The organism is Kitasatospora sp. NPDC059599, assembly GCF_042735125.1.
GTDB lineage: Bacteria > Actinomycetota > Actinomycetes > Streptomycetales > Streptomycetaceae > Kitasatospora.
In genome coordinates this window covers 1-23,639 of record NZ_JBHWCL010000042.1, presented here as the reverse complement: position 1 = coordinate 23,639, position 23,639 = coordinate 1, and the positions used below count along the sequence as shown (strand labels likewise).

Below are 23,639 nucleotides of genomic sequence, written 5' to 3'. Positions count from 1 at the left end.
CGCCGGTGCGTGCCGCCGACCGGGCCCGCCGGGCGGTCAGGCCGCGAAGCCGCCGTCCACCGCGAGCTCCGCGCCGGTCACGTACCGGCCGTCCCCTCCCACCAGGTAGGCGACGGCGGCCGCGACCTCCGCCCCGGTGCCGAAGCGGCCGAGCGCCGTGAGCCCGCTCTGGAACTCCGCCGACGGGCCGCCGGCCGGGTTCATGTCGGTGTCGATCGGGCCCGGGTGCACCAGGTTGGCGGTGATCCCGCGCGGGCCGAGCTCACGGGCCAGCCCCTTGGTGAGACCGATCAGCGCGGCCTTGCTGGTCGCGTACAGCGTGGCGCCGGGGAAGGCGACCCGCTTGGCGACGCAGCTGCCGATGGTGACGATCCGTCCGCCGTCGGCCAGGTGCGCGGAGGCGGCCCGGGCGTACAGGTAGGGCGCCCGGACGTTCACCTCCAGCACCCGGTCGACGTCGTCGAGCGCCAGCTCGCCGATCGGGCCGAGGACGCCGACGCCGGCGTTGTTCACCAGGATGTCCAGCCGCCCGAAGCGCTCGGCGACCGCGGCCACGGCGGCCGCCACCTCCTGCGGGTCGGCGCTGTCCGCCCGGACGGCCCAGCCGGTCCGTCCCATCGCGGTGATCTTCGCGGCGACCTCGTCGGCCCGCTCGGCGCCGCCCTGGTAGGTCAGCACCACGTCGGCGCCGTCCTCGGCCAGTCGCAGCGCGACCGCCGCGCCGATCCCACGGCTGCCGCCGGTCACCAGGGCCACCTTGCCGTCGAGCACTGCCGCACCGTTCATCGTCATATCTCCAGAACTCCTCGTTCCGATCTCGGACATGACTCGATCCTGGTCCGGGGCGCCGCGGACCTCCGGCGGTATTCGGACGTCGCGTTGAAATTTCAACCATGCCTCGAAGCGCCCCCGGGGCCCGGCATGCACGCCGCCCACCGGCCGTACGAACCGACCCCCGGCCGCCCGCACGGTTCGGCCCTGCGGCCGGGACCAGCCCGGAACGCACCGCGCCGAGCGGCCGCCCCCGTGCACAGGGGCGGCGCCGCTCGGCCGGGTCGCGAGGCTCCGTCGGAGGCTGGGTCAGGCGCTCCGCCGCAGCGGCACTCGCGGCTCCGTCAGACGGTCAGCGTCTGGCCCGGGAAGATCAGGTCCGGGTTGCCGCCGATGACACGCGCGTTCTTGCTGTACAGGCCGTCGGTGTCGACGCCGAACTTGGCCGCGATGTCGCTCAGGGTGTCGCCGGCCTTGACGGTGTAGCTGCCGCCCGCGGTGTTCCTCGCGGTCGACGGCGCGGACTGCGCCGGCTTCGCCGACGGCCGGCCCGCGGCCGCCTCGGCGGCCCTGGGCGCCTGCTGCTTGGCCGCCGGGGCGGCCGGGGCCGGCTTGGCGGCGGGCTTCGCCGCCTTCGTGGCGGGCTTGGCGGGCTTGGCGGGCTTGGCGGGCTTGGCGGCCGACGTGGTGTCGACGTCGGCAGGGGCGCCGCCCCTGCTCAGACCCGCCTTCTTCGAGCAGACCGGCCAGGCACCCGGCCCCTGCGAGGCAAGGACCTTCTCGGCGACGGCGATCTGCTGCGCCCGGGTCGCCTGGCTGGCCTGGGGGGCGTACGCGGTGCCGCCGTACGCCCTCCAGGTGCTGGGGGAGAACTGCAGGCCGCCGTGGAACCCGTTGCCGGTGTCGGTGCTCCAGTTGCCGCCGCTCTCGCACTGGGCGACGGCGTCCCAGGAGGAGGCCGGTGCGGCGGAGGCCGAGGTGGCCGTGACGAGGCCGGCCACCGGCAGGGCCGCGACGGCGGCGCCCGCGACGACCGCCATCCGCACGCGGTTGCGCTTGGTGGTGGTCTCGGTGGCAGCGGCGGTCTCGTGACGGGGATTCATACAGATCCTCTCGACAAGCCCCGGGCGGGCAGACGGAACCAGGCCCGGGACAGGGGCCGGTGGTGTTCGCTCACCTCACTCGACGGGCGGCCGGGCACGCGTCGGACGTGCCCTGCCGCCCCGGTCACCTCCGCTCGCCGACGGCCTGTTCGAGCCGGCCTGATCGGCGGGCACCGCCCTCGCGCCGTGGGTCAGTCGGCGGGCGGTGCGTCGGGGTGAACCCGGGTGGCGCTCGGTGCGCCGCCAATGAAGCTAGGGGGCAACCTCGGCGCACAGCAAGCAATTCCTGGACGTCGCAGGTCAGTTGACTGTTACCGGCGGTATCGATCAAGAAACGGTGCCCGGCTCGACCAGGTTTGACCGCATTCTCAAGATCAAATGATCAGTTCCCGTGCCCTCACTCACATCTGTTCACCCGTAAGCGCCCCCCGCACCACCCACACACCGTCACCGATCACTGACGGACCGTCAGCAGCCCGGCCGGAGTTCCCGGTTCCGCGCGGCCGCCGAGTGGCATCCACCACGCCCGACACGTTCAGTGACCGTGCGGACACGTTCAGCTCCGGCCGTCGAGCTCCGCGTCCCGCGCCAGCAGCGCCGCCTGGACCCGGTTCTCACAGCCCAGCTTGGCCAGGATCCGGCTCACGTAGGTCTTCACCGTCGCCTCGCTCATGTGGATCCGGGCCCCGGCGTCGGCGTTGGACAGGCCCTCACCGAGCAGCGCCAGCACCTCCAGCTCCCGCTCGGTGAGCACCTCCAGCCGGCGCCGGGCCGCGGCGCCGCGGGCGGCCAGCGAACCGCTGTGTCCGGACGCCAACGAGTCGACGATGTGCCGGGTGGCCGCCGGGGAGAGGAAGGCGTTCCCGCCGGCCGCCGCCCGGACGGCCTGGATCAGCTCGTTCGGCGCGGTGTCCTTCAGCAGGAAGCCGGCGCCGCCCTCGGTCACGGCGCGCAGGACGTTCTCGCGCTCCCCGAAGGTGGTGAGGATCAACGCCCGCGCGCCGGGGGCGGCCTTCGACAGCTCCCCGAGCGCCGTCAGCCCGTCCATCACCGGCATCTGGATGTCCAGCAGCACCACGTCCACCCGGTGCGCCCGCGCCAGCTCCAGCGCCTCCCGGCCGTCGGCGGCCTCGGCGACCACCTCGATGTCGTCGGCGGAGCCGAGGATCATCCTGATCCCGGCCCGGATCAGCGGCTCGTCGTCGGCGACGAGGACTCGGATCACGCTGGTCATTCCCCTCGAACGGTGCTTCGGCTGCGGCACCATCCTCACATCCCCGCCGTCCGGACCGGACCTCCGGCCCCCGGTCCGGACGCCCGCGCGGTCAGTCCTTGCCGACGTACTCCTGCTTCTCCACCAGCACCCCGTCCTTGAAGCAGAACCGCGCCACGTGCTGGTCGTTCCAGCCGTCGTCGGACGAGCCCTCCAGGAGGTACCAGCGGCACTGCGCCCCCGCCGGCGGGGTCGGTCCGCCACCCTTGTACTCGTCGGTGAAGAAGCTGCTGCCGGACGGCAGCTCACGCATCACCGCGTCCTGCGCCGCACCGACCTCGATCCGGTCGTACCGCGGCTTCTTCAGCGTCGCGGCGCGGCTGCCGTCCACGAAGCCCACGACGCCCCAGACCAGCAGGCCCAGCACGGTCAGCCCGACCGCCACCACGCCGACCGCGCACCCCAACGCCGGACTGCGGCGCTTAGCGGCCGCGTCGTCGACCGGCAGGCCCTCGAACACCCAGTCGTCCACCCCGGTCGCTGCGGCGGCGCCCTCCTTGCCGCCCTCCGTCCCCTCGTACGGCAGGACGGCGGCCAGCCGGAAGCCCTGCTCGGGCGTCGACCCGGCGTGCACCATGCCGCCGGCCAGGCGGGCACGCTCCCGCAGCCCGGTCAGCCCCTGGCCGCCGCTCACGGCCTGGCCCACCCCGACGCACGCGCCCACGAGCTCCGGCGCACGGTCGTTGGTGACCTCCACCACCAGGGCGTCCGGCTCGTACCGGAGCGCGACACCGATCGGCGCGCCGGGGGCGTGCTTGTGCGCGTTGGTGAGCGCCTCCTGCACGATCCGGTACGCCGCGTGGTCGACCGAGGCCGGCAGCGGGCGCGGCTCGCCCTCCCGGGTGAGCACGACCACCGCTCCGGCCGCCCGGGAGGAATCCACCAGCCCGTCGATCCCGTCCACCCCGCCCCGGGCGGGCGTCGCGCCCACCGCCCCCGCCGCGGGCGGCACCGCCGTCGACTCGTCGTGCAGCACCCCGACCACCTCGCGCAGCTCGCGCATCGCCGCGACCGCGGCCTGCCGCAGCACCCCGACCGCCTCCCGCTGCCGGTCGGTGAGCGTGCGGTCCACCTCCAGCGCGCCCGAGTGCACGGAGATCAGCGCCAGCTGGTGCCCCAGGCTGTCGTGCATGTCCTGGGCGATCCGGTGCCGCTCGCGCAGCCGCGCCTGGTGCACCACCATGACCCGCTCCCGCAGCAGCTGGTCGTTGCGCTCGCGCAGCGCGTCCAGCAGGGCGCGCCGCTGGGCGCGGTAGCGGCCGTAGAGCCCGGGCAGGACCGCGAGCACCAGGAAGCCACCCAGCGACAGCCCCAGGAGCAGCTCGGGCGAGAACGAGGAGGCGTCCTTCAGCACGCCCGTCACGGTGAACAGCACCCAGCCCAGGACGAAGGTGCCGACCAGCGCCCAGACCCGGCGGATCCGCGCGCCGGCCGCCCAGCCCGCGCAGATCAGCAGCAGCACCGGCCCTCCCGACCAGCCGGTGGCGGCCGCGGCGGCCAGCAGCACGGTGACCGGCAGTCCCCGCCGCAGCACCCACAGCACCGCGACGCCCAGGCCGAAGGGCACCGCCAGGCCGGTGCCGGCGGCGACCTCCGTCACAGCGGCGAGACCGCCCATCAGCAGGGCGAGCACGGCCTCGCCCACCACCCGCCACGGCCGCCAGGGCCCCGGCAGCGCCGTCCGTACCGCCTTCTTCCAGGCCCGCGCGATCGCATCCACCCGTCGAGGCTAACCGGCCGGCCGGAGCCCCCGCCGTCCACCTTCGTCGTCGCCGGGTCCGACGAAAGTCTCCTGGTCACACCGGCGACCGGTCACACCCGCCGGTGCCTGCTCGCGCCGATGTCCGATCACACCGACGGCGGCGTCGGCCCGGCGGCGGCCCGGCCGAAGGCCGTCAGCAGCAGCGCCACGTCGTCCACCCGACGGGCCGAACCGACCTCGCGCAGCAGCCGCTCGGCAGCCTCCTCCAGGTCCTCCCCCGGCTCGGCCCGGGCCATCGCGGCCCGCAGCCGGTCCACGCCCTCGTCGATCGCCGCCGCCGGGTCCTCGACCAGCCCGTCCGTGTACAGGGCCAGCACCGAGCCCGGGCTCAGCCGCAGCTCGCTGACCGGGTACGCGGCCAGCTCGTCCACCCCCAGCAGCGGCCCGCCCGCCACGTACAGCGCCTCGGTCCGCCCGTCCGGGTGCCGCAGCACCGGCGGCATGTGCCCGGCGCGGGCGATCCGGGCGGTTCCGTCGGCCGAGGCGAGCCGGACCAGGCAGCAGCTGGCGAGCAGCCCGGGGTCGAGGTCCAGCAGCAGCCGGTTGGTGTGGGCGAGCACCTGGTCGGGCGGGTCGCCGCCGGTCGCGAAGGCGCGGACCGCACTGCGCAGCTGGCCCATCGTGGCGGCGGCGCCGACGCTGTGGCCCTCGACGTCGCCGATCACCAGGGTGACGTCCCCGTCGGTGACGATCGCGTCGTACCAGTCGCCGCCGATCTCCATCCCCTGGGTGCCGGGCAGGTAGCGGGCGGTGATCCGGATCCCGGGCACCTCGGCGAGCCGGTGCGGCAGCAGCGCCTGCTGCAGCCCACGGGCCACAGCGAACTCGGCGTCGTACAGCCGGGCGCGTTCCAGGGCCTGGGCGATGAAGCCGCCGAGCGCCGTGAGCAGGCCGCGCTCCTCGACCGTGAACTGGTGCGGGCGGTCGAAGCCGAGGATGCAGCTGCCGACCGCCCGGCCGGAGGCGATCAGCGGCAGGAACGCCCAGGCGCCCATCTCGTCCAGGGCGAGGCCGGGGTAGGCGGCGGCGAGTTCGCGCACCGACTCGAAGAAGATCGCGGTGCCGGAGCTGAGGGTCTCCGCGCCCGGGACGCGGGCGTCGACCGGGGTGCCCTCGAAGGAGTCCAGGAAGCCGTCCGGGTAGCCGGACTGCGAGACCAGCTGCAACTCCTGGTCGTGCACCGTGTAGATGGCCAGCTCCTGGCCGCCGAAGGCCGGCAGGATCTCCTCGGCCACCGCCCGGCACACGTCGCGAACGGTGACCGCCTCGGTCAGCGCACTGGCCAGCTGGAGCAGGTGGTGGGTGCCGCCGACGCCGGTGCGGGCGGCCGGCGGCGGAGCGGCCGGCAGGGGCTCGACGGCGTCCGGCAGGGGCTCGGCGGAGACCACCCGGCCGGTGACGCCGTGCGCGTCGGGGTAGAGCGAGAAGGCGAGCCAGCCGTCCGGCGGGCGGGCCGCCAGGAAGGTGGCGGGCCGTTGGGAGAGCAGCGCCGCCCGGTAGCGGTTCTCGTAGAACGGGTCGGCGAGCCAGGGCAGCACGTCCCAGGGGTGGTGGCCGATCAGGTCCTCGCGGCGGGCCCGCAGCAGTGGCTCGGTGGCCTGGTTGGCGTAACGGATCCGGCCGTCCAGGTCGAGTGAGAACACGCCCTCGCGCAGCCGCTCGACGGCGGCCGCGGCGGCGGTCAGGCTCCGGACGTCCAGCACGGCGCCCACCAGGTGGGTCCGGCCGCGGGAGACCACCGCGGGTGCCCGCGCCCACAGCTCCACCGGGTACGGCAAGCCGTCCGGCCCCAGCACCCGGACCCGGGCGGCCAGCACCTCGCCGTGCTCCAGCGCCGTCCTGGCGGCGGCCCGGAACTGCGGCAGGTCGCCCGGGGCGATCCTGCCGCTCAGGGAGGTCGCCGTGCCGTCGAACTCGCCCGGGCCGAAACCGAAGATCTCCCGGAACTGCTCGTCCGCGGCGAGTGCCCCGGTGGCCACGTCCCAGTCGAACAGCCCGACCCGGATGGTCGGCACCGACGACGGCGGCGGCAGCTCGACCACCGCCGGCTCCCCCTCCCCGCCCGGCTCCACCGACTGCCCGGACTCCTCCAACCCGGCCAGACCGTCGCCCAGTTCGGCCGCGACGGCGGCGATCAGCGGACGCGACGACTCCGGCACCCCGTCGTCCGAGGCCGGCCACAGCACGCTCAGCACCCCGAACCGCTCGCCGCCGTGCTCCACCGGCACGCAGGCGGACGCGAAGTCGTACGGCAGACCGACCGCGAGCTGCGGGAAGCGCCGCATGGTGTCCTCACTGCCGGTGAGCACGATCTCGTGCCCGGTCCGGAAGCAGACCGCGACCGGCAGCGGCCCGGCCGCCGCGACCCGCCGGAACGGGCTCATCACCGCCAGCGGCACCCCCGCGATCGTCCGCAGCGCCAGCGACCGCCGGTCCCTCGACCGCAGGTACACCAGCGCGCCGTACGCCCCGGTGCGCCCGAGCACCCCGCGCACGGCGTCCGCGAACAGCTCGTCCCGACGGTGCTCCGCAGGCCGGTCCGCCGCCGGCCCGGTCCGGGGAGCAGCCCGGCCCACCACCGCGTCGGCCCCGGGCTCCCGCGGCTGGTCCGGCCCGGACCACGCCCCAGGGGCCCCACCGGTCGCATGCGGATGGCGCATGCTCTTTTGCTACGCCGGGCCCGGAACGGTGTCAAGGCGAGCCCGCCCCGCCCCGGGCTGCCGCGAGGCCCGGCTTGCACCAGCATGGACGGCATGCCGAGCCCGTCCCGCCGCACCACCGTGGTCAACCTCAAGGGCCACCGCGACGACCCCGCCTACGGCGACGCCGTCTACGTCGGCCGTGCCGCGCACCGCGGCGGCTGGCACCTCGCCGAATCCCCCCTGCACTGCCCCTACCGGCCGGGCCCGGACCTCACCCGGGAGGAGATGGTCGCGAAGTACCGCGCGTACCTGCTCGCCCGCCCGGACCTCCTCGCCCTCGTCCCGCCCCTGCGCGGCCACCGCCTCGCCTGCTGGTGCGCCCCGCTCCCCTGCCACGCCGACGTCCTCGCCGAGCTCGCCGACCACCCCCCGGAGGATTCCTCGAAGCACTCCCCGGAGCGCCCCTGAGAGCCGGTGCCCGAGGAACCGCTTCCCCTCCCGCCGTCGCGCACGTTCGAACCGTTCGAATCGTTCGGGGACTGTTCGATATCCTCCGGACGGGTGGCGGCGCGGGGCCGCCGGTGGGGAAGCGAGAGCGTATGCAGTCGCCGTCGTCCGGGAACACCGCGCACGAGGCGTCGTGGCAGTGGGACGGGGAGGAGAGCAGCGGCGGCGAGGCGCCCGAGGACGTGATCGGCGGCGGCGGGGACGGTCCGCGGCCGAGTCGGCGCCGGATGCTGATCGGGGCCGGGGCCCTCGCGGCGGGCGGGGCCGCGTGGGCGTTCGGCCGTTCGGGTGCCGACGGGGCGCCCCCCGCACCGAGGCCGACCGAGCCGCCGCCCACCGCGCTCTCCGGGCCGACCCCCCTCTGGACCTACCGCGGCCCCGAGGCGATGACCCCGGCGCGGCTGACCGGCCCGCCGGCCCGTCCCGTCTACCTGTCCAGGAACGGCCTCCAGGTGCTCGACGCCGCCCGGGGCACCGCCGCCCGGCTGCTGGTCTTCGACCCGCCGGACAGCCGGGACTGGCCCAGCGACCTCGACCTGCTCGGCAAGGTCGTGATCGGGCCCGACCTCCTCTTCACCACCACCTACGAGGGCCACCTCGAAGCCCGGCACTTCACGGACCCCGCGGCCGACTGGAGCCTGCCGCTGCCCGACGAGCTGCAGGGCCGGACCCGCCTCACCGGCTACGACCGCGGCATCCTCTACGGCTACTCCTGGGGCCGCCCCGGCCCCGACGGCGCCCCGCCGGACAACCACCTCTTCGCCCTTCGGGTCGCCGACCGCTCCTTCCTCTGGACCGTCCCGACCGAGCAGGAGGAGCAGCCGGTCGCCCCCGCCACCAGGATCGGCGGCAACGTGGTGGCCTGCGTCCGCTTCCTCGGGTTCCGCGCCGAACTGGTGGCCCGGGACGCCGCCACCGGCCGCCCGCTGTGGACCGCGCACGGGGACGAGGACCTGCGCTGGTGCGCCACCGGCACGCAGGACGTCTACGTCCCCGACGGCAACGGCGGCGTGCGCATGCTGCAGCCCACCGGCGAACCGGGCTGGACCTACTCCCCCGCCCGGGGCGACTCCTGGCGGGCGCTGCCGCCCGTCCCGGACGGCCCCCGGGTGTACGTCCCGAGTGACCACGGCATCGTCACCTGCCACGACGCGGTCACCGGCGGGGTGCTGTGGACCTGTCGGCTGCCGTTCCTGCTGGACCGCCGCAGCCGTCCGGTGGTCGCCGCCGACATGCTGTTCGTGCCGGGCACGGCGACCGGCGGGGTCAGCGCGATCCACACCCCGACCGGGCGACTGGACTGGACCTTCCACGACTCCGGGCCGGGCAAGGACGTCTGGAGCGTCGCCACCGACGGCGGCCGCCTGTACGCGGGCCACGACGACGTCCTGCACGCCCTCCCCCTGAGCTGAGCGGCTCCACAACGCGGCAGGATGGCCCGATGCAGGTACGCCCGATCTCCCCCGACAACCTGGCCGAGCTGCTCGCCGACCGCATCACCGCCCTGCCCGGCGCCACCGACCGCCGGCTGCGGGTGGCCGTCGACGGCGCGGCGGCCGCCCGCCCCGAGGCGCTCGCCGACGCCCTGGTGGAGCCGCTGCGGCTGCGCGGCCGCCCCACCCTGCGGGTGTCGGCGGCGGACTTCCTGCGCCCGGCGTCGATCCGGCTGGAGTACGGCCACCACGACGCGGACGCCTTCCACGACCTGTGGCTGGACGACGGCGCGCTGCTGCGCGAGGTCCTCGACCCGCTGGAGCCCGGCGGCAGCGGCCGCGTCCTGCCCACGCTGCGCGACCCGGTGACCGACCGTTCCACCCGCGCGGCGTACACCCGGCTCCCGCCGAACGGCGTGCTGCTGCTCGACGGAGCGCTCCTGCTCGGCCGCTGGCTGCCGCTGGACCTGACCGTCCACCTCGCCCTCACCCCGGCCGCGCTGGCCCGCCGCACCGCGGCCGACCAGCAGTGGACCCTGCCGGCCTTCGCCCGCTACGAGGCCGAGACCACCCCCGCGCAACTCGCCGACCTCACCGTCCGGATGGACGACCCCCGCCACCCGGCGCTGGTGGAGCAGCCGTAGTGGCCGTCTCCAGCACACCGCCCCGGCGCCGGCTCACCGACCCGGCCGGCTCCCCCGGGCGGTCCGGACGGCTTCCGGGGCGGGGCCGCGCTGGCAGTAGGGGCACCAGAAGACCGTGCGGTCGCGCGGCGGCGTGCCCTGACGCCCGGTCACGACGGGGGTGACGCAGCGCGGGCAGGGCCGGCCGGCCCGGCCGTAGACCCAGTGCTGGTAGCCGGGCCTGGTGTCGCCGGTGGTGATGTGGCCGGGGCGCAGCTTGTTGGCCTCCAGCATCTGCCGGGCGCGCTCCACCAGCCGGTCGGGGTGCGGGAGTTCGCCGACCTCGGTCCACGGTGTCACGCCGGCCACGAAGCACAGTTCGTTGGCGTAGACGTTGCCGATCCCGGCCAGGTTGCGCTGGTCGAGCAGGGCCTCGACGACCGGGCGGCCGGGCCGGGCGAGAAGCCGGCGGACGGCCTCGACCGGGTCCCAGTCGGGGCCGAGCAGGTCCGGGCCGAGGTGGCCGACGATCCGCCGCTCGTCGGTGGTGCGCAGCAGTTCGACGACGGGGAGCCGGTAGCCGACGGCGGTGCCGCGGTCCGTGCCGAGGACGGCCCGGATCTGCCAGTCGGGTCCGCCGGTCCACCGTTCGCCGGGGCGGTAGACCTCCCAGCGGCCGTCCATCCGCAGGTGGGTGTGCAGGGTGAGGCCGCCTTCGAGGCGGGTGAGCAGGTGTTTGCCGCGCGGGGCGACCTCCAGCACCCGGCGGCCGGCGAGTGCGGCGGTGGCGTGGGCGGGCACCCGCAGGTCGGCGGCGGTCAGCGGCTGTCCGGCGAGGGCCTCGTGCAGCCGGGCCGCCACGCGGTAGACGGAGTCACCTTCTGGCATGACTCCATCCTCTCCCGCGCGGCGGCCCGGCGACGACCGGCCGGCTCGTGGGCCTACTGCCCGGGGTGGCCCTCGCGGACGACGACGACCGGGCACGGCGCCTGCTCGGTGAGGTGGCGGCTGACCGAGCCGAGCAGCACGCCGGAGAACCCGCCGAGGCCGCGGCTGCCGACGACGATCAGCGCCGCGCCGCCGGCGGCCTCCAGCAGCGCCTTGGCGGCGTTACCGGGCATCACGGTCTCGCTGATCCGTACGCCCGGGTCCTCGCCGACCACCTTGGCGACGGTGTCGGAGAGGATCTTGCCCGCGAGTTCCTCGGGGTTGAAGGTCTCGACGGTCGGCACGCCCTGTCCGGCCCAGCCGTAGAAGGCGGGGTACTCCCAGGCGGCGATGGCGTTGATGGTGCCGCCGACGGCTTTCGCGTAGTCGACCGCCCAGTGCAGCGCCTGCTCCGAGGCGGGCGAGCCGTCCACGCCGACGACGATCCGGGGACTGGCACTCATGGCCTTGCTCCTTCGCTTGCTCCTGCCGGCTGGTGCAGCCGGGTGGGGCTCCTGATCGGTCCGACCCTTCAAACATAGATCAAATCGGACATATGTCCGGCATTTGCCGCGCCGATCGCGGGGTACCGCATTCAAATCGAGTGCGTTCACCCCGGCCGGCTGGAACGATGCCCGGATGCCGAACAAGCCCCGCCGCCGGTCCGGCGGTTTCGCCGAGGTCCTCGCGGCGCTGCCGCCGCAGGAGGAGCACGAGCGCCTGGACGTCCGGGACCCGATCGGGTCGGGCGGGTTCCTGGACGGTGCGGGCTGCTACTGGCGGCTGGTCCGCGGCCCGGTGGACCGGCGGCTGGCCCGGCGGCTGGCGGCCGGCGCCGACGAGCTGACACTCGGCCTCCGGGGCCGTTGGCACGAGGACTTCCCCGACCGCTTCGTCCCCGTCCTGCTCGCCCCCGAGGAGCGCCCGGCCGCCTGGCGGGCGGCCTGCGCCGAGGACCACCGGGCGTACGAGTTCCGCGCCGCGGACGGCCGGACACTGCTCTACCTCGACGTCTCCTGTTAGATCAACTCCGGTAGGCGGACCACGAGTTCACCATTCGCTGGATCTGTCCGGGGGTGAACTCGCTCATGCACTCGTCGTAGCTGTAGTCCATGAAGTTGTGGATCGGGTCCGCGCCGGTCGTGGGGCAGGTGTCCCGGCCCTCGGGGCAGCCGAAGGCCGCGCTGCGCTCGGGCGGGGTGTCGTCCACGTAGTCGCCCGGGAGCAGGCAGCCGCCCTGGAAGGTGTGGAGAAGGCCGAGCCAGTGGCCGGTCTCGTGGGTGACGGTGTTGCCCTCGTTGTAGTGGGTGGCGGAGCCTCCGGGCAGGGAGGCGTCGAGCACGACCACGCCGTCGTCGGCCGGGTCCGACCGGTAGGCGTTCGGGAAAGTCGACCAGCCGAGCAGGGACTGGCCGAGGTGGGCGGTGTAGAGGTTGAGGGTGCCCTGGTCGCCCTTGCGCAGCTGCTTCTTCATCGCCTTCTCGGCGGCCGAGCCGGGCGTCATCCCGGTGTACCAGGCGGCCTTGTCGGTGTAGTCGGTGCCGGCCAGTGCGAACCGGAAGCCGGTGGCGGTGTTGCCCTCGCCCTCGCCGCCGTAGGTGGCGTTGAGGTGGTCGATCTGGGCAGCGACGGTGCTGTCGGCGAGCCGGCCGGCGCTCCCGTCGTGGATGACGTGGACGTACACCGGGACGGTGGTCGCGCCGCCGGACAGCGGGACGTGGGTGGAACCGAGAGCGGTGAGCCGGTCGTCGAGGTCGGCCTGCATGGCACGGGCCTGGGCCGCGGTGACGGCGTTCGGATCCTTCCCGGCCTGGCTGCCGGCCGGCCTGCGGGCGGCTGCGCCGACGGCGTCGGCGCCGTCGCACGCGGTCGTCGTCGGGGCGGCGGCCGCGCGCTGCGGGGCCGGCGCCGCGAACTGGCTCACACCGAGGGCGGCGACCAGTGCGGCCGCGCAGGGGAACAGGCGGGGGGCACGCGAGCGCACCCGGGCAGTACGGCGCATCTGCGCTCCTGACGGGGAGGTGACGGAGTCTCGGCCACGCCCCGGCGCGCTCCGGCCGGACCCGCCGGCCCGCTGCCCGGCGCGGACTCGCCGAGACTACGACGCCGTGAAGTCGATCTCCCGCAGGGCGCGCGCGGCGGCCCGGTCGAGTACCACGGCCGACGCACAGCCGGCCGGCAGCCGGCCGGCCCCGATCCACCGGCGCAGCCGGGCGAGGCCGGAGCGGTGCCGCACGAAGGCGTAGCGGGAGACGCCGCGCCCGCGCCGCCGCTGCCCGGCGAGCGCCTCGGCCGGGTCGACGTCGAGCACCAGCAGGTGCAGCCGACGGCCCTGGCCCGCGGCGGTGCGGGCGAGCCAGGCCCGCACCCAGGGCAGCGTGCCGCAGTCGTGCACCGCGAGCGACCCGCCGTCCAGCACGGCGCGGCGCAGTCGCCGGTAGTGCGCGATCCGGGCGAGCGGGCGGTAGAGGGCGTACGGGAGGCGGCCGGGCAGCCTGGCCGCGTACTCCTCGCGGACCAGCTGGGAGTCGATCAGCGGGGCGCGGACGCAGCGGCGCATCAGGGTGCTCTTGCCGCTGCCGGGCAGACCGGTGACGACCAGCAGGTCACCGGCCGGGTAGCGCAGGGCCGCCGGACCGGGTCCGCGCAGTTCGTGGAGGGCGGTCGGGTCGTGCGACGGGGGCAGGACGACGCGTTCCCCGGCGGTGCGCCGCGGCGGCACCCTCGGCCCCGCCGCCCGCGCCGTTCTCGTCCCGCTCACCGGTTCTCCCCCCGCCGTTCCCTGCTCAGGAGCATGGCGCATTCCCAAGAGCGAGTAAAGGGCGGAGGTCGGAGCGGGTACGGACGGTCCCTGCCGAGCCCGGCCCCGTGACGGGACCGGGCCCGTTTCCGGACGCCGCCGTCACCGACCGGGCCCGCGGCCGGGGAGCGGCCGGGCCCGTGGCCGGAAGGGGCCGCCGCGCACCGGCGCCGTTCGTCAGCCGAGCTGCGGGGCGACCCGGGAGGCGATCAGCTCCAGGTGGTCGAGATCGTCCAGGTCGAGGATCTGCAGGTAGATCCGCTCGCTGCCGACGGCCGCGAACCGGCCGATCCGCTCGACGACCTCGTCCGGGGTGCCGGCCAGGCCGTTGGCCTTCAGCTCGTCGACCTCGCGGCCGATGGCGGCGGCCCGGCGGGCCACCTCCGCGTCGTCCCGGCCGACGCAGGCGACCAGGGCATTGGAGTAGACCAGGTCGTCGGCCCGGCGACCGGCCCCCTCGACGGCGGCGCGGACCCTCCCGAACTGCGCGGCGGAGTCGTCCACCGAGGCGAACGGCAGGTTGAACTCGTCGGCGAAGCGGGCGGCCAGCGCGGGGGTGCGCTTCGGGCCGAGGCCGCCGACCAAAACCGGGATGCGGTCCTGGGCGGGCTTGGGGAGCGCGGGCGAGTCGGTCAGCGTGTAGTACTCGCCGGCGAAGTCGAAGGTGTCGCCGAGCTTGGTGTTCCACAGCCCGGTGATGATCGCCAGCTGCTCCTCCAGCCGCCCGAACTTCTCCTTGGGGAAGGGGATGCCGTAGGCGGTGTGCTCGGCCTCGTACCAGCCGGCGCCGAGGCCGAACTCGACCCGGCCGCCGCTCATCGCGTCGACCTGGGCGACCTGGATCGCGGTGACGCCGGGCAGCCGGAAGGTCGCGGCGGTCATCAGGGTGCCGAGGCGGATGGTGCGGGTGTCGCGGGCGAGGCCGGCCAGGGTGATCCAGGCGTCGGTGGGGCCGGGGAGGCCGTCCACGTCGCCCATCTTCAGGTAGTGGTCGGAGCGGAAGAAGGCGCTGAACGCGCCGAGCTCCTCCGCGGTGCGGGCGACCTTCAGGAGGGTGTCGTAGCTCGCGCCCTGCTGCGGTTCGGTGAAGATGCGGAGATCCATGCGGACCATTCTGGTACGGGACCACCCGGGCGTGAGCGCAGGGAACCGGCCACACCACGGAACGTGCCGGTACCCGCCGTCGGGTGGCCAAGGTCTCAGCACGGAAGCGTCACGGGCGCCCGCTCCCGCCGCGGCGCTCGCCTACCGTGGACGGATGTTCGCGACCCCCGACGAATCCTTCCGGCGCTCCCCCGACGAGCCGGCCGGCTGCCCGCTGCCAGGCATCGTGGCGGCGTTCACGCCGCGGCTGGCCGAATTCGCCTTCGAGCCCGGCTTCGTCGCGGCGGTCGACCAGCACGCGGCGATGCTGCGCGAGCTGCTGTACGTGCAGGGGCCGGAGCTCGCGCCCCGGCCCCTGGACCGTGCGGAACTGTCGGACTACGCCCTGGGTTTCCTGGACGCGCTCACCGAGATCGGCTGGCGCGAGCCGGTCGGCTACGACTACGCCGTGCTCCGGCTCACCGCGATCTGCTGGCTGGTGCGCGAGCAGGGCCTGCTGGAGGTCTGAGCCGCCCGGCGCCCGTCAGGTGGTCCCGCCGGGTTCGATGCCCGGGGGCGGCGGGGTGCCCGGGCCGGTCTGGGTCCCGGGGCCGGTCGGGCCGGTCTGCGCCGTCGGCCGGACCGGCTGGTTGGCCAGCGCGTCGGAGCGTCCGGCCTGGTAGGCGCTGCCGCGCAGCTTGGCGGTCTCCTGCTCGGCACTGTCCAGCCACCGCTCCCAGCGCTGCCGCATCGGCATGATCAGACCGCCGCCGACCCCGACCACCACCACGCCGGCGACGGTGGCGAGCACGGCGATCAGCACCGGCGTGGTGATCGCCGTCGCGATCCCGACCTGTCCCAGCGCGGCGATCACACCGAGCGCCACGATGAACGCCCAGACCGTGGTGGCGACCGCCCGGCCGTAGGAGGCGCCGGAGAGCGAGTTGCCCACGATGTCGCGCACGCCGTTGGCGATGGCCATCGCGACCACCACGATCACGACGGCGACGATCGCGCGGGGCAGCCAGGCGACGATGCTGTGGATCATCACGCTGATCGGGTTCGGGCCGAAGACGCCGAACGCCAGTTGCAGGGCCATCAGCAGCACGATGTAGTAGACGACCTTGCAGACGATGCCGGTCAGGTCGTACGTCGAGCCCGCCAGGCGCGCCGCCATCCCGGACCGCTCCGCGACCCGTTCCGACCCGAGCCTGCGCATCACACGGTCGAGGACCTTGCCGATGGCCCTGGCCACCAGCCAGCCGATGGCCAGGATCACCAGGAAGGCGATGAACTGCGGGATGACCTTCGCGATCTTCGACCAGGCTTCGGTGAAGCCCGACCCGAAGTCGACGGACAGTGCGAGCTGCTGGACCACGGAGTCCTCCACTCGGTGACGCGGCGCCACGAGCGGGCACCCGGTGGCCCCCCACCCTTCGTGGATAGCAGGCCCCCCGGCGGGCCGCGCGCGCCCGGTGTCCGGGATGCTCCCCTCGGGTGAATGGTCCGCAGGTCCGCGCGCGTACAGTGGCGGTCCGGGGGAAGGGCGACGGGGCGGGACGGACGGGACGGTGCGGCAGTGAGCGGTACGACGGCGGACAGCGCGGTGGAGCACCGGGCGCTGCACTGGCGGACCCGCCCGGAACGGGCACGGGCCGCCGTCCTGGTCCTGCACGGCGGCGAGGAGCACAACCTCGCCCGGCCCGGTCGCCTCAACCTCCCCCTGCTGCGGATGCACGGCTTCCTGCGCTCCCTGACCAGAGCGACCGCGGACTCCGGGGTCGCCATCGGCACCGTCCGCTACCGCCACCGCGGCTGGAACGGCGAGCGCGCCGACGCCGCCCGGGACGCACTCACCGCACTCGACGAACTGGCCGCGCTGCTGGGCCCGGTGCCCACCGTCCTGATCGGCCACTCGATGGGCGGGCGGGCCGCGCTGCAGGCCGGCGGACACCCCTCCGTCACCGGCCTGGTCGCCCTCGCCCCGTGGTGCCCGGCCGAGGACCCGTGCGAACAACTCGCCGGCCGGGACGTCCTGCTGCTGCACGGCGACCGCGACACCGTCACCCTGCCCGCCGACACCCGCGCCTTCGCCGTCCGCAGCCGCGCCGCCGGCGCCCGCGTCTGCGGCTACACCGTCACCGGCAGCGGCCACGCCATGCTCCGGCGTGGCCCCGACTGGCACCGCGCCACCACCCGCCTCACCACCGCCCTGCTCGGCCTCCACCCGCTCCCCGCCGAAACCGCCTCCGCGCTCGCCCTCCCCGCCACCTCCCCCGAAGCCCTCGCGCTCCCGCTGCCCCGCCAGCCACGCCGCACCCCGGTCCTCCCGGCCGACGCCTGACCGGGGGCACCCCCGCCCGCGGCCCCTGCCCGCCGCCTTCCTGCCCGCCGCTTCCTTGCCCGCCGCCCGCGGACGCGGCTTGACGACGGGCCTCGGCCGGACAGGGGCCTAAAGGACCCGCCACAGGGCGGTGGCGAAGACCGCCGTGACCCAGGTCCAGAGGACGGAGAGGGCGAGGTGGGCGGCGGTGCGGAGCGGGTCGCCGCGCCACAGCTTCGGGGAGAAGACGGCGAACTCGAAGAGCCAGCGCAGGCCCCAGAAGAGGGTCTGACCGGCCAGCAGCGCGGTGCCGAGACGGGTGCCGGCCAGGAGGTCGGGGGCGAGGCAGAGCGGGAGCAGGCCGAGGAGGGTGCAGCCCAGACCGATGAAGAACACGTGGGCGTAGGAGACCTGACGGGTCAACAGGGCTGTGCCGCGCAGGTCGGCGGGCCAGCCGATGGCGCGGGGCAGCACCGCGTGGAACAGGCCCATGGCGACGAGGGCGGCGCCGACCAGGTGCAACTGGGCTTCGAGGGTGAAGGGTTCGGTCACGGTGCGGGCTCTCGGAACGCGGCGGCGGTGGCCCGGCCTGCGCCGGCTCCCGGTTCCGGTCAGGGTGTTCGGGGCGTGGCGGGGCGCGGGCGGGGACGGCCCGGGTTCGTCCGTCGCCGCAGGCCGCGGCGGGGAGCTTCCCGCGCACCCTCATCATGGCGCACGGCTTTGAACGCGTTCAGCCCGGGGGTCTCCCCGACCCCGGAAGCCGCCGCGCCCGCGAGGTCAGGCGGCCTCGGGCCCGGCATCGCGGGACGGCACCCGGCCGGCCAGGAGGGCCTCGCCGAGCGGGGTGGGGCGGTGGGTCACGGTGCGGCCGGTGCGGTCCTTGGCGGTGAGGCCGGAGTCGGCGAGGACGGTGGCGTGCTCGCTCGCGGAGGCACTGGAGATGCCCAGGTGAGCGGCCAACTCCTTGGTGGAACAGGGGCCGTGGGCGGAGATCGCCTCCAGTGCGGCTGCCCTGGTCTGGCCGAGCAGGGCCGTCAGGGTGCGGCTGGGGGTCGCGGTCGGTTCGGGCTCGGCGCGCAAGGGTCCACCGATCCGGGCCGGGTAGAGGAGCACGGGCTGCTGCTCCGGGTCTTCGAAGCGGGCGATGACGGGGCGGCGGGGGCCGAACACGCAGGGCTGGAGCAGTAACCCCCGCCCGTCCAGCCGCACGTCGTGCCGACACCGGTTCGCCAGCGGGAAGCTCAGCACCGGGCGGCGCCAGGACACCGCCGGGTGCAGCGAGCCCAGGACCCGGTCCGGCTCGGCGATCCGGTGCCGCCGCCCGTGCTCGGTGGTGACGATGGTCTCGATCTGCCGCCGGTACGGGTCGATCGCCCGGACCTGGTAGTCGGCGGTGACGTTGCCGAGCAGTCTCCTGGCCCTGCGGTCGCCGGCCGCCACGCCCCGCGCGAAGGCGCTCAACTGCCGCTCCCCGCCCACCGAGCGCAGGTGGTCGCGCAGCGGCGCCTCGGGCGCCTCGGCGGTCGCGCTCTCGGTGGCGCCCGGGTCGCGCCGCACGGCGAGGAACTCCGGGATCGCCGAGCGGGTGTAGAGGTCGAACAGCAGCGCGGTGCGCGGGTTCCAGGAGGCCCGCAGGTGGTCCCGCCAGCCCTCGAAACGCGGATCGCGCAGCCCGCTCACCAGGGCGTGCACACTGAGGGACAACTCCATCGACATGTCGGGGCGCTCCGCGACCCGGACCCGCGCCAGGTCGTCCGTACCGAAGAAGATTCGCAGCACGACCGCGATCGTCTCCCCGGGACCGGCACCCGCGCAAGACCGTTCGGCGAGGACCGAATCGTTTGCCCGGAGCCCGTTCCCCGGCCAGGCTCGGAGCCCTGCCCCCTCCGGGCGGGGTGTCCGGGTGCCGGACCGGACACCCGGTGGCGGGCGGACCCGGGAGCCGCGCGCCAACGCGCGCAGCCCGGGTCCGCTCCCCGTTCCCCGCCCCTCAGCCCAGGTCGGCCGGGGACTCCACCACCACGCCGTACAGGTCCCCGATGGTGGCCAGTGCGGCACGGTGGACCTGGGCGGCGGTCAGCACGGCGCCGGCGGAGGACAGCGGCCGGGTCGCACTGGCGGCGGCCACGACGGTCGGGCGGTTGCCGCGCAGGAAGGCCCCGGCCGTGGTGAAGGTGACGCACATGTGGGTCATGAATCCGGCGATGACGACGTCCCGGTGGTCGGCCGCGTCGACCAGTTCGCCCAGGTCGGTGCCGACGAAGGCGTCCGGCACCTGCTTGACCACCACGCGCTCGCCCTCGGCCGGTGCCACGCTCGGGTGGATCCGCCCGATCTCGGCCCGGACGTCGTACGGGGTGCCCTCGCCGCCGTCGTTCACCACGTGGATGACGGTGGCGCCGGCCGCCCGGGCCCGGGCGAGCAGGTCGGCGGCGGCGTCGAGCGCCTCCCGCCACCCCTCCAGCTCCATGACGCCCCGCACGTAGGTGTTCTGGTAGTCGATCAGGATCAGGGTCGCGTCGCCGAGCGAGGCCGGCTTCTCGTCGAGTCCGTTGAGGGCGCGCAGGGTGGTGGGCACGGTGGTGCCGCCTTTCGGATGCGGAGGACGGGGATCGGGCAGGTCACGCCCGGTGCGGCCCGCCGTGGAAAACGCTACGGGCGGCGCTCGCATGTCGGCAATGCCGTCTAACATGCAGATTCCGACATCGAGGGGCTCCCGTGAAGACAGACACCGAGGCCGTCCGGCGGCTGATCGTCATCGTCCTGTTCGAGGGGGTCGACCTGCTGGACGTGACCGGGCCGCCGGAGGTGTTCTCGCTGGTCGGCCGGGAGACCGACGACGCGACCGGCTACCGGGTCGTCCTCGCGGCCGAGACCACGGACCCGGTCACCACCGCGGCAGGCGTGCGGATCCTGCCCGACCTCACCTTCGACCGCGCCGCCGAGAGCGCCATCGACACCCTGCTGGTGCCCGGGGCGGTCGAGGTGGACGACCGGCGCCGGGTCCGCGCGCTCACCGATCCGGCGGTGGTCGACCGGGTCCGCACGCTGGCCGCCCGCTCCCGCCGGGTGGCCAGCGTCTGCGTCGGCGCGCACCTGCTCGCCGCCGCCGGACTGCTGGACGGCCGGCGGGCCACCACCCACTGGTCCACGGCCGGCCAACTCGCCGCCGAGTACCCGCGGATCGAGGTCGACGCCGACCCGATCTTCATCCGCGAGGGCGAGATCTGGACCGGCGCGGGGATCAGCGCCTGCCTGGACCTCTCACTCGCCCTGGTCGCCGAGGACTTCGGCGAGGAACTCGCCCTGCGGGTCGCCCGCCAGCTCGTGATGTACCTCAAACGCCCCAGCGGCCAGAGTCAGTTCAGCGTCCCGCTGGAGCCCGTCTCGACCACCCGGCGGATCGAGGAGCTGCGCCACCACATCCTGCGCAACCTCTCCGGCCGGCTCACCGTCCCGGACCTCGCCGCCCACGCCCACGTCAGCGAACGGCAGTTGACCCGGATCTTCAAGACCGAGCTGGGCACCACCCCGAGCGCGTACATCGAGTCGGCCCGGGTCGAACTCGCCCGCCACCGACTGGAGTCCGGCGACGCCACGCTCGAACGCATCGCCACCGCCTGCGGGTTCGGCACCGTCGACACCCTGGTGCGCGCCTTCCGTCGGCGCCTCGACACCACGCCGACCGACTACCGGCAGCGCTTCCGCACCGCGGGTACCGCGGCAGGGGGCACCGCGGGTACCGCGACAGGGGGTGTCACGGCAGGGGATGTCACGGCAGCCGGACCGTGAACGCCGTGCGGCCCGGCCGGCTGGCCGCGTCCACCGTGCCGCCGTGCGCCTGGACGACGGCCTGGACGATCGCCAGTCCGAGCCCGGTCGAGCCGGTGGCCCGCGACCTGGCCCGGTCGCCCCGGACGAAGCGCTCGAAGACCCGGTCGAGCAGCTCCGGCGCGATCCCCGGCCCGTCGTCGGCGACGCTCAACTCGACCCGGCCGTCGGCCCGGTCCCGCACCAGCCGCAGCTCCACCCCGGTGCCGGCCGGGGTGTGGGACCGCGCGTTGGCCAGCAGGTTGGCCACCACCTGGCTCAGCCGGTGCTCGTCACCGCGGATCACGACCGGTTCCTCGGGGAGGACGAGCCGCCACCGGTGGTCCGCCCCGGCGGCGCGGGCGTCGGCCACGGCGTTCAGCGCGATCCGGGTCAGGTCCACCTCGGTGGCGGCCAGCGGGCGGCCGGCGTCCAGCCGGGCGAGCAGCAGCAGGTCCTCGACGATCGTCCCCATCCGCACCGCCTCGGCGTCGATCCGCTCCAGCGAGTGCCGGACCGGCGCGGGCACGGCCCCGGGGTGGCGCAGCGCCAGCTCGGCGTGGCCGCGGACGGCCGCGACCGGGGTGCGCAGCTCGTGGCTGGCGTCGGCGGCGAAGGCCCGCAGCCGCTCCTCCACGGCGTGCCGGCGGGCCAGGGCGCCGCCGACGTGACCGAGCATCCGGTTGAGCGCCGCGCCGACCCGGCCGACCTCGGTGCGAGGGTCGTCGTCCGGCACGCGTTCGGCCAGCAGGACCTCACCGCTGGCGAGCGGCATCGCGCTGACCCGCTCGGCCATGACCACCACCCGCCCCAGCGGGCGCAGCGACCAGCGCACCCAGAGCGCCCCGGCCGCACCGGCGGCCACCACGGCGATCGCGAACACCGTCAGCTCCAGGGTCTCCAGCCGCCGGAGGGTGTCCTCGGCCGGGCGCAGCGGCAGGCCGCTGACCAGCACGTCGCCGTCCCGCCCGGCGACCGCGCGGACCCGGTAGTGGCCCTGCGCCCCGCCCAGGTCGAGGGTGTCGGCCGGACCGCCGGGCGTCAGGGCGGCGAGTGCGCGCTGCTGGGCGGCGGTGAAGGCGATCCGGTCGTCCTCGTCGTCGGGGCCGTCCGTGTCGTCGGCGTCGCCGTCGACCACGCCCGCCGCCGTGACCCGGCCGCCGATCAGCCGCACGCCGAGGGTGCCCGGCGTCTGCGCCCGGGTGTCGGGGCCGGTGCCCTGGCCGGCGTGCTCCAGGCTCGCGGCGTAGCGGCCGCCGGACTCGGCGAGCTGCTGGTCGAGGCGGTCGACCAGGAAGTGGCGCAGCGCGGCGGTGGTGGCGAAGCCGACGGCGGCGCAGGTGACGACGAGCAGCACCAGCAGGCCGGCGATCAGCCGGGCGCGCAGGGTGCGCGGAGCCAGGCGGGTACCGCGGGGGCGCGGGGTGAGGCGGGTACCGCGGGGGCGCGGGGTGAGCCGGATGCGCGGCTTCACGGTGCGGCCTTGATCAGGTACCCGGCGCCCCGCACCGTGTGGATCATCGGGCTCCGGCCCGCGTCGAGCTTCTTCCGCAGGTAGCTGATGTACAGCTCGACGATGTGCGCCTGCCCGCCGAAGTCGTAGGACCAGACCGCGTCCAGGATCTGCGCCTTGCTGAGCACCTGCCGGGGGTGGCGCATCAGGTGGGCGAGCAGCGCGTACTCGGTCGGGCTGAGTTCGACGGTCTCACCACCGCGGGTCACTTCCCGGGCCCGGTCGTCCAGGACGAGGTCGCCGAGCACCAGCGCGTGCGCGGGCGGGCCGGCCTGCGCGGCGGGCGGGGCGGCCCGGCGCAGCAGGCCGCGCAGCCGGACGACCACCTCGGCCAGGCTGAACGGCTTGGTCACGTAGTCGTCGCCGCCCGCCGCGATGCCCGCGATCCGTTCCTCGACGGCGTCCCGGGCGGTGAGGAAGAGCACCCGCACCTCCGGCTGCGCGGCGTGGACGCGACGCAGCACCTCCAGGCCGTCGAGGTCGGGCAGCATCACGTCGAGCACCACGGCGTGCGGGCGCCACGCCGCGGCGGCCTCCACGGCGGCCCGGCCGGTGGTCGCGCCGCGCGCCTGCCAGCCCTCGTAGCGGACGGCGCCGCACACCACCTCGACCAGGTCCGGCTCGTCGTCGACCACCAGCACGCGCCACTCCGGGCGGTCGGCGGTGTCGTCCATGGTGCTCCCTCGGGCTGGTGCCGGCCGGCGGGGCCCGTGCCGGGCGACGTTCATTCTGCACCGCCGCGATGAGAAAGCCGTGAGACCTCCGAAGACCGTTCGTGGACCAGCACACCTACCCTGACCTGCGATGATGAAGATGATCGAGGGCACGGGAAGCGGGCTCGTTCAGAGGCGGCTCAGAGCTTGCAGTGCGATCGTGGCGGCCTCGGCGGCACCTGCTGCCGGGCGCTGAGGAGGTTCCCGATGAGCACTGCCGCCGCACCGGAGTCGCGGCCCGGGCCCCGGCCGGCCCCCCCCCCCCCGCGGCCCCCCCCCCCCGGCCCCCCCCCCCCGGGGGGGGGGTTAAGAAAAAAAAAGACCCCCCCCCCACACGGAGAAGAGGGGGCGGGGTG

Annotated in this window: 23 protein-coding genes; 7 read left to right on the top strand and 16 right to left on the bottom strand. The window is 75.2% G+C overall.

All coding sequences use genetic code 11. The features are described 5' to 3' along the window. Nucleotides 1-36: 36 nt before the first annotated feature. From ACFV04_RS17130 to ACFV04_RS17110, 5 genes are all read right to left on the bottom strand, one after another. Nucleotides 37-792 (bottom strand): SDR family NAD(P)-dependent oxidoreductase, encoded by a 756-nt coding sequence (locus tag ACFV04_RS17130; protein ID WP_380529825.1) that lies wholly within the window; start codon nt 790-792, stop codon nt 37-39. A gap of 323 nt (nt 793-1,115) precedes the next feature. After that, complete coding sequence (locus ACFV04_RS17125; protein ID WP_380529823.1) at nt 1,116-1,874, bottom strand: transglycosylase family protein; 759 nt, start codon at nt 1,872-1,874, stop codon at nt 1,116-1,118. Nucleotides 1,875-2,430: 556 nt separating this feature from the next. Next, a complete protein-coding gene (locus ACFV04_RS17120; protein WP_380346496.1) occupies nt 2,431-3,099 on the bottom strand; it encodes a response regulator in 669 nt (222 codons plus the stop codon). A gap of 100 nt (nt 3,100-3,199) precedes the next feature. Continuing rightward, nucleotides 3,200-4,867: a sensor histidine kinase gene (locus ACFV04_RS17115; RefSeq protein ID WP_380346446.1), complete on the bottom strand. Its 1,668-nt coding sequence runs from the start codon at nt 4,865-4,867 to the stop codon at nt 3,200-3,202. Nucleotides 4,868-4,995: 128 nt separating this feature from the next. Further along, on the bottom strand, nt 4,996-7,569 hold the full coding sequence (locus tag ACFV04_RS17110) for a SpoIIE family protein phosphatase (RefSeq protein WP_380529821.1): 2,574 nt from the start codon (nt 7,567-7,569) through the stop codon (nt 4,996-4,998). A gap of 93 nt (nt 7,570-7,662) precedes the next feature. On the opposite strand from ACFV04_RS17110, the gene ACFV04_RS17105 reads away from it, so the two are divergent. The 3 genes from ACFV04_RS17105 to ACFV04_RS17095 all read left to right on the top strand — a co-directional run bounded on the left by ACFV04_RS17105 (nt 7,663) and on the right by ACFV04_RS17095 (nt 10,135). Next, the gene (locus ACFV04_RS17105) at nt 7,663-8,019 is read left to right on the top strand and encodes a DUF4326 domain-containing protein (protein ID WP_380346450.1); all 357 of its coding nucleotides are present in this window, start codon (nt 7,663-7,665) and stop codon (nt 8,017-8,019) included. Nucleotides 8,020-8,150: 131 nt separating this feature from the next. After that, complete coding sequence (locus tag ACFV04_RS17100) at nt 8,151-9,470, top strand: PQQ-binding-like beta-propeller repeat protein (protein WP_380529819.1); 1,320 nt, start codon at nt 8,151-8,153, stop codon at nt 9,468-9,470. 29 nt (nt 9,471-9,499) lie between these two features. Beyond that, nucleotides 9,500-10,135, top strand: coding sequence for a uridine kinase (locus tag ACFV04_RS17095; RefSeq protein WP_380529817.1), 636 nt, complete (start codon nt 9,500-9,502; stop codon nt 10,133-10,135). A gap of 33 nt (nt 10,136-10,168) precedes the next feature. Here ACFV04_RS17095 and ACFV04_RS17090 read toward each other — a convergent pair whose 3' ends face one another. Both ACFV04_RS17090 and ACFV04_RS17085 read right to left on the bottom strand, forming a co-directional pair. Beyond that, nucleotides 10,169-11,002, bottom strand: coding sequence for a DNA-formamidopyrimidine glycosylase family protein (locus ACFV04_RS17090; protein WP_360264354.1), 834 nt, complete (start codon nt 11,000-11,002; stop codon nt 10,169-10,171). A 53-nt stretch (nt 11,003-11,055) separates the two neighbouring features. Continuing rightward, nucleotides 11,056-11,505 carry a universal stress protein gene (locus ACFV04_RS17085; RefSeq protein ID WP_380346458.1) on the bottom strand — a complete coding sequence of 150 codons (450 nt, stop codon included), beginning with the start codon at nt 11,503-11,505 and terminating at the stop codon, nt 11,056-11,058. Nucleotides 11,506-11,680: 175 nt separating this feature from the next. Here ACFV04_RS17085 and ACFV04_RS17080 point away from each other — a divergent pair, with 175 nt between their 5' ends. After that, nucleotides 11,681-12,064: a hypothetical protein gene (locus ACFV04_RS17080; protein ID WP_380346460.1), complete on the top strand. Its 384-nt coding sequence runs from the start codon at nt 11,681-11,683 to the stop codon at nt 12,062-12,064. Between the two features lies 1 nt (nt 12,065). Here ACFV04_RS17080 and ACFV04_RS17075 read toward each other — a convergent pair whose 3' ends face one another. The 3 genes from ACFV04_RS17075 to ACFV04_RS17065 all read right to left on the bottom strand — a co-directional run bounded on the left by ACFV04_RS17075 (nt 12,066) and on the right by ACFV04_RS17065 (nt 14,945). Then, nucleotides 12,066-13,043 (bottom strand): zinc metalloprotease, encoded by a 978-nt coding sequence (locus ACFV04_RS17075; RefSeq protein ID WP_380529814.1) that lies wholly within the window; start codon nt 13,041-13,043, stop codon nt 12,066-12,068. 96 nt (nt 13,044-13,139) lie between these two features. Further along, nucleotides 13,140-13,844 (bottom strand): AAA family ATPase, encoded by a 705-nt coding sequence (locus ACFV04_RS17070; RefSeq protein ID WP_380529812.1) that lies wholly within the window; start codon nt 13,842-13,844, stop codon nt 13,140-13,142. Between the two features lie 174 nt (nt 13,845-14,018). Continuing rightward, complete coding sequence (locus ACFV04_RS17065; RefSeq protein ID WP_380346465.1) at nt 14,019-14,945, bottom strand: LLM class F420-dependent oxidoreductase; 927 nt, start codon at nt 14,943-14,945, stop codon at nt 14,019-14,021. A gap of 154 nt (nt 14,946-15,099) precedes the next feature. Here ACFV04_RS17065 and ACFV04_RS17060 point away from each other — a divergent pair, with 154 nt between their 5' ends. After that, nucleotides 15,100-15,453, top strand: coding sequence for a DUF6401 family natural product biosynthesis protein (locus tag ACFV04_RS17060; RefSeq protein ID WP_380529810.1), 354 nt, complete (start codon nt 15,100-15,102; stop codon nt 15,451-15,453). A 15-nt stretch (nt 15,454-15,468) separates the two neighbouring features. On the opposite strand, the gene ACFV04_RS17055 is transcribed toward ACFV04_RS17060, so the two are convergent. Further along, on the bottom strand, nt 15,469-16,302 hold the full coding sequence (locus ACFV04_RS17055) for a hypothetical protein (RefSeq protein ID WP_380346469.1): 834 nt from the start codon (nt 16,300-16,302) through the stop codon (nt 15,469-15,471). 201 nt (nt 16,303-16,503) lie between these two features. On the opposite strand from ACFV04_RS17055, the gene ACFV04_RS17050 reads away from it, so the two are divergent. Then, the gene (locus ACFV04_RS17050; RefSeq protein ID WP_380529808.1) at nt 16,504-17,268 is read left to right on the top strand and encodes an alpha/beta hydrolase; all 765 of its coding nucleotides are present in this window, start codon (nt 16,504-16,506) and stop codon (nt 17,266-17,268) included. 108 nt (nt 17,269-17,376) lie between these two features. On the opposite strand, the gene ACFV04_RS17045 is transcribed toward ACFV04_RS17050, so the two are convergent. The 3 genes from ACFV04_RS17045 to ACFV04_RS17035 all read right to left on the bottom strand — a co-directional run bounded on the left by ACFV04_RS17045 (nt 17,377) and on the right by ACFV04_RS17035 (nt 19,825). Continuing rightward, a complete protein-coding gene (locus ACFV04_RS17045; protein ID WP_380346473.1) occupies nt 17,377-17,799 on the bottom strand; it encodes a hypothetical protein in 423 nt (140 codons plus the stop codon). A 225-nt stretch (nt 17,800-18,024) separates the two neighbouring features. Beyond that, on the bottom strand, nt 18,025-19,026 hold the full coding sequence (locus tag ACFV04_RS17040) for a winged helix-turn-helix domain-containing protein (RefSeq protein ID WP_360264426.1): 1,002 nt from the start codon (nt 19,024-19,026) through the stop codon (nt 18,025-18,027). A 211-nt stretch (nt 19,027-19,237) separates the two neighbouring features. Beyond that, nucleotides 19,238-19,825 (bottom strand): isochorismatase family protein, encoded by a 588-nt coding sequence (locus ACFV04_RS17035; protein WP_380529805.1) that lies wholly within the window; start codon nt 19,823-19,825, stop codon nt 19,238-19,240. 140 nt (nt 19,826-19,965) lie between these two features. Between ACFV04_RS17035 and ACFV04_RS17030 the strand changes: the two genes are divergently transcribed. Next, nucleotides 19,966-21,039: a GlxA family transcriptional regulator gene (locus ACFV04_RS17030; protein ID WP_380529803.1), complete on the top strand. Its 1,074-nt coding sequence runs from the start codon at nt 19,966-19,968 to the stop codon at nt 21,037-21,039. Here the strand turns inward: ACFV04_RS17030 and ACFV04_RS17025 are convergent. Together ACFV04_RS17025 and ACFV04_RS17020 are read right to left on the bottom strand one after the other, a co-directional pair. Then, complete coding sequence (locus tag ACFV04_RS17025) at nt 21,020-22,531, bottom strand: sensor histidine kinase (protein ID WP_380529802.1); 1,512 nt, start codon at nt 22,529-22,531, stop codon at nt 21,020-21,022. The genes ACFV04_RS17030 and ACFV04_RS17025 overlap by 20 nt on opposite strands. Continuing rightward, on the bottom strand, nt 22,528-23,298 hold the full coding sequence (locus tag ACFV04_RS17020; protein WP_380346481.1) for a response regulator transcription factor: 771 nt from the start codon (nt 23,296-23,298) through the stop codon (nt 22,528-22,530). The genes ACFV04_RS17025 and ACFV04_RS17020 overlap by 4 nt, the downstream gene beginning before the upstream one ends. Between the last annotated feature and the right edge of the window lie 341 nt (nt 23,299-23,639).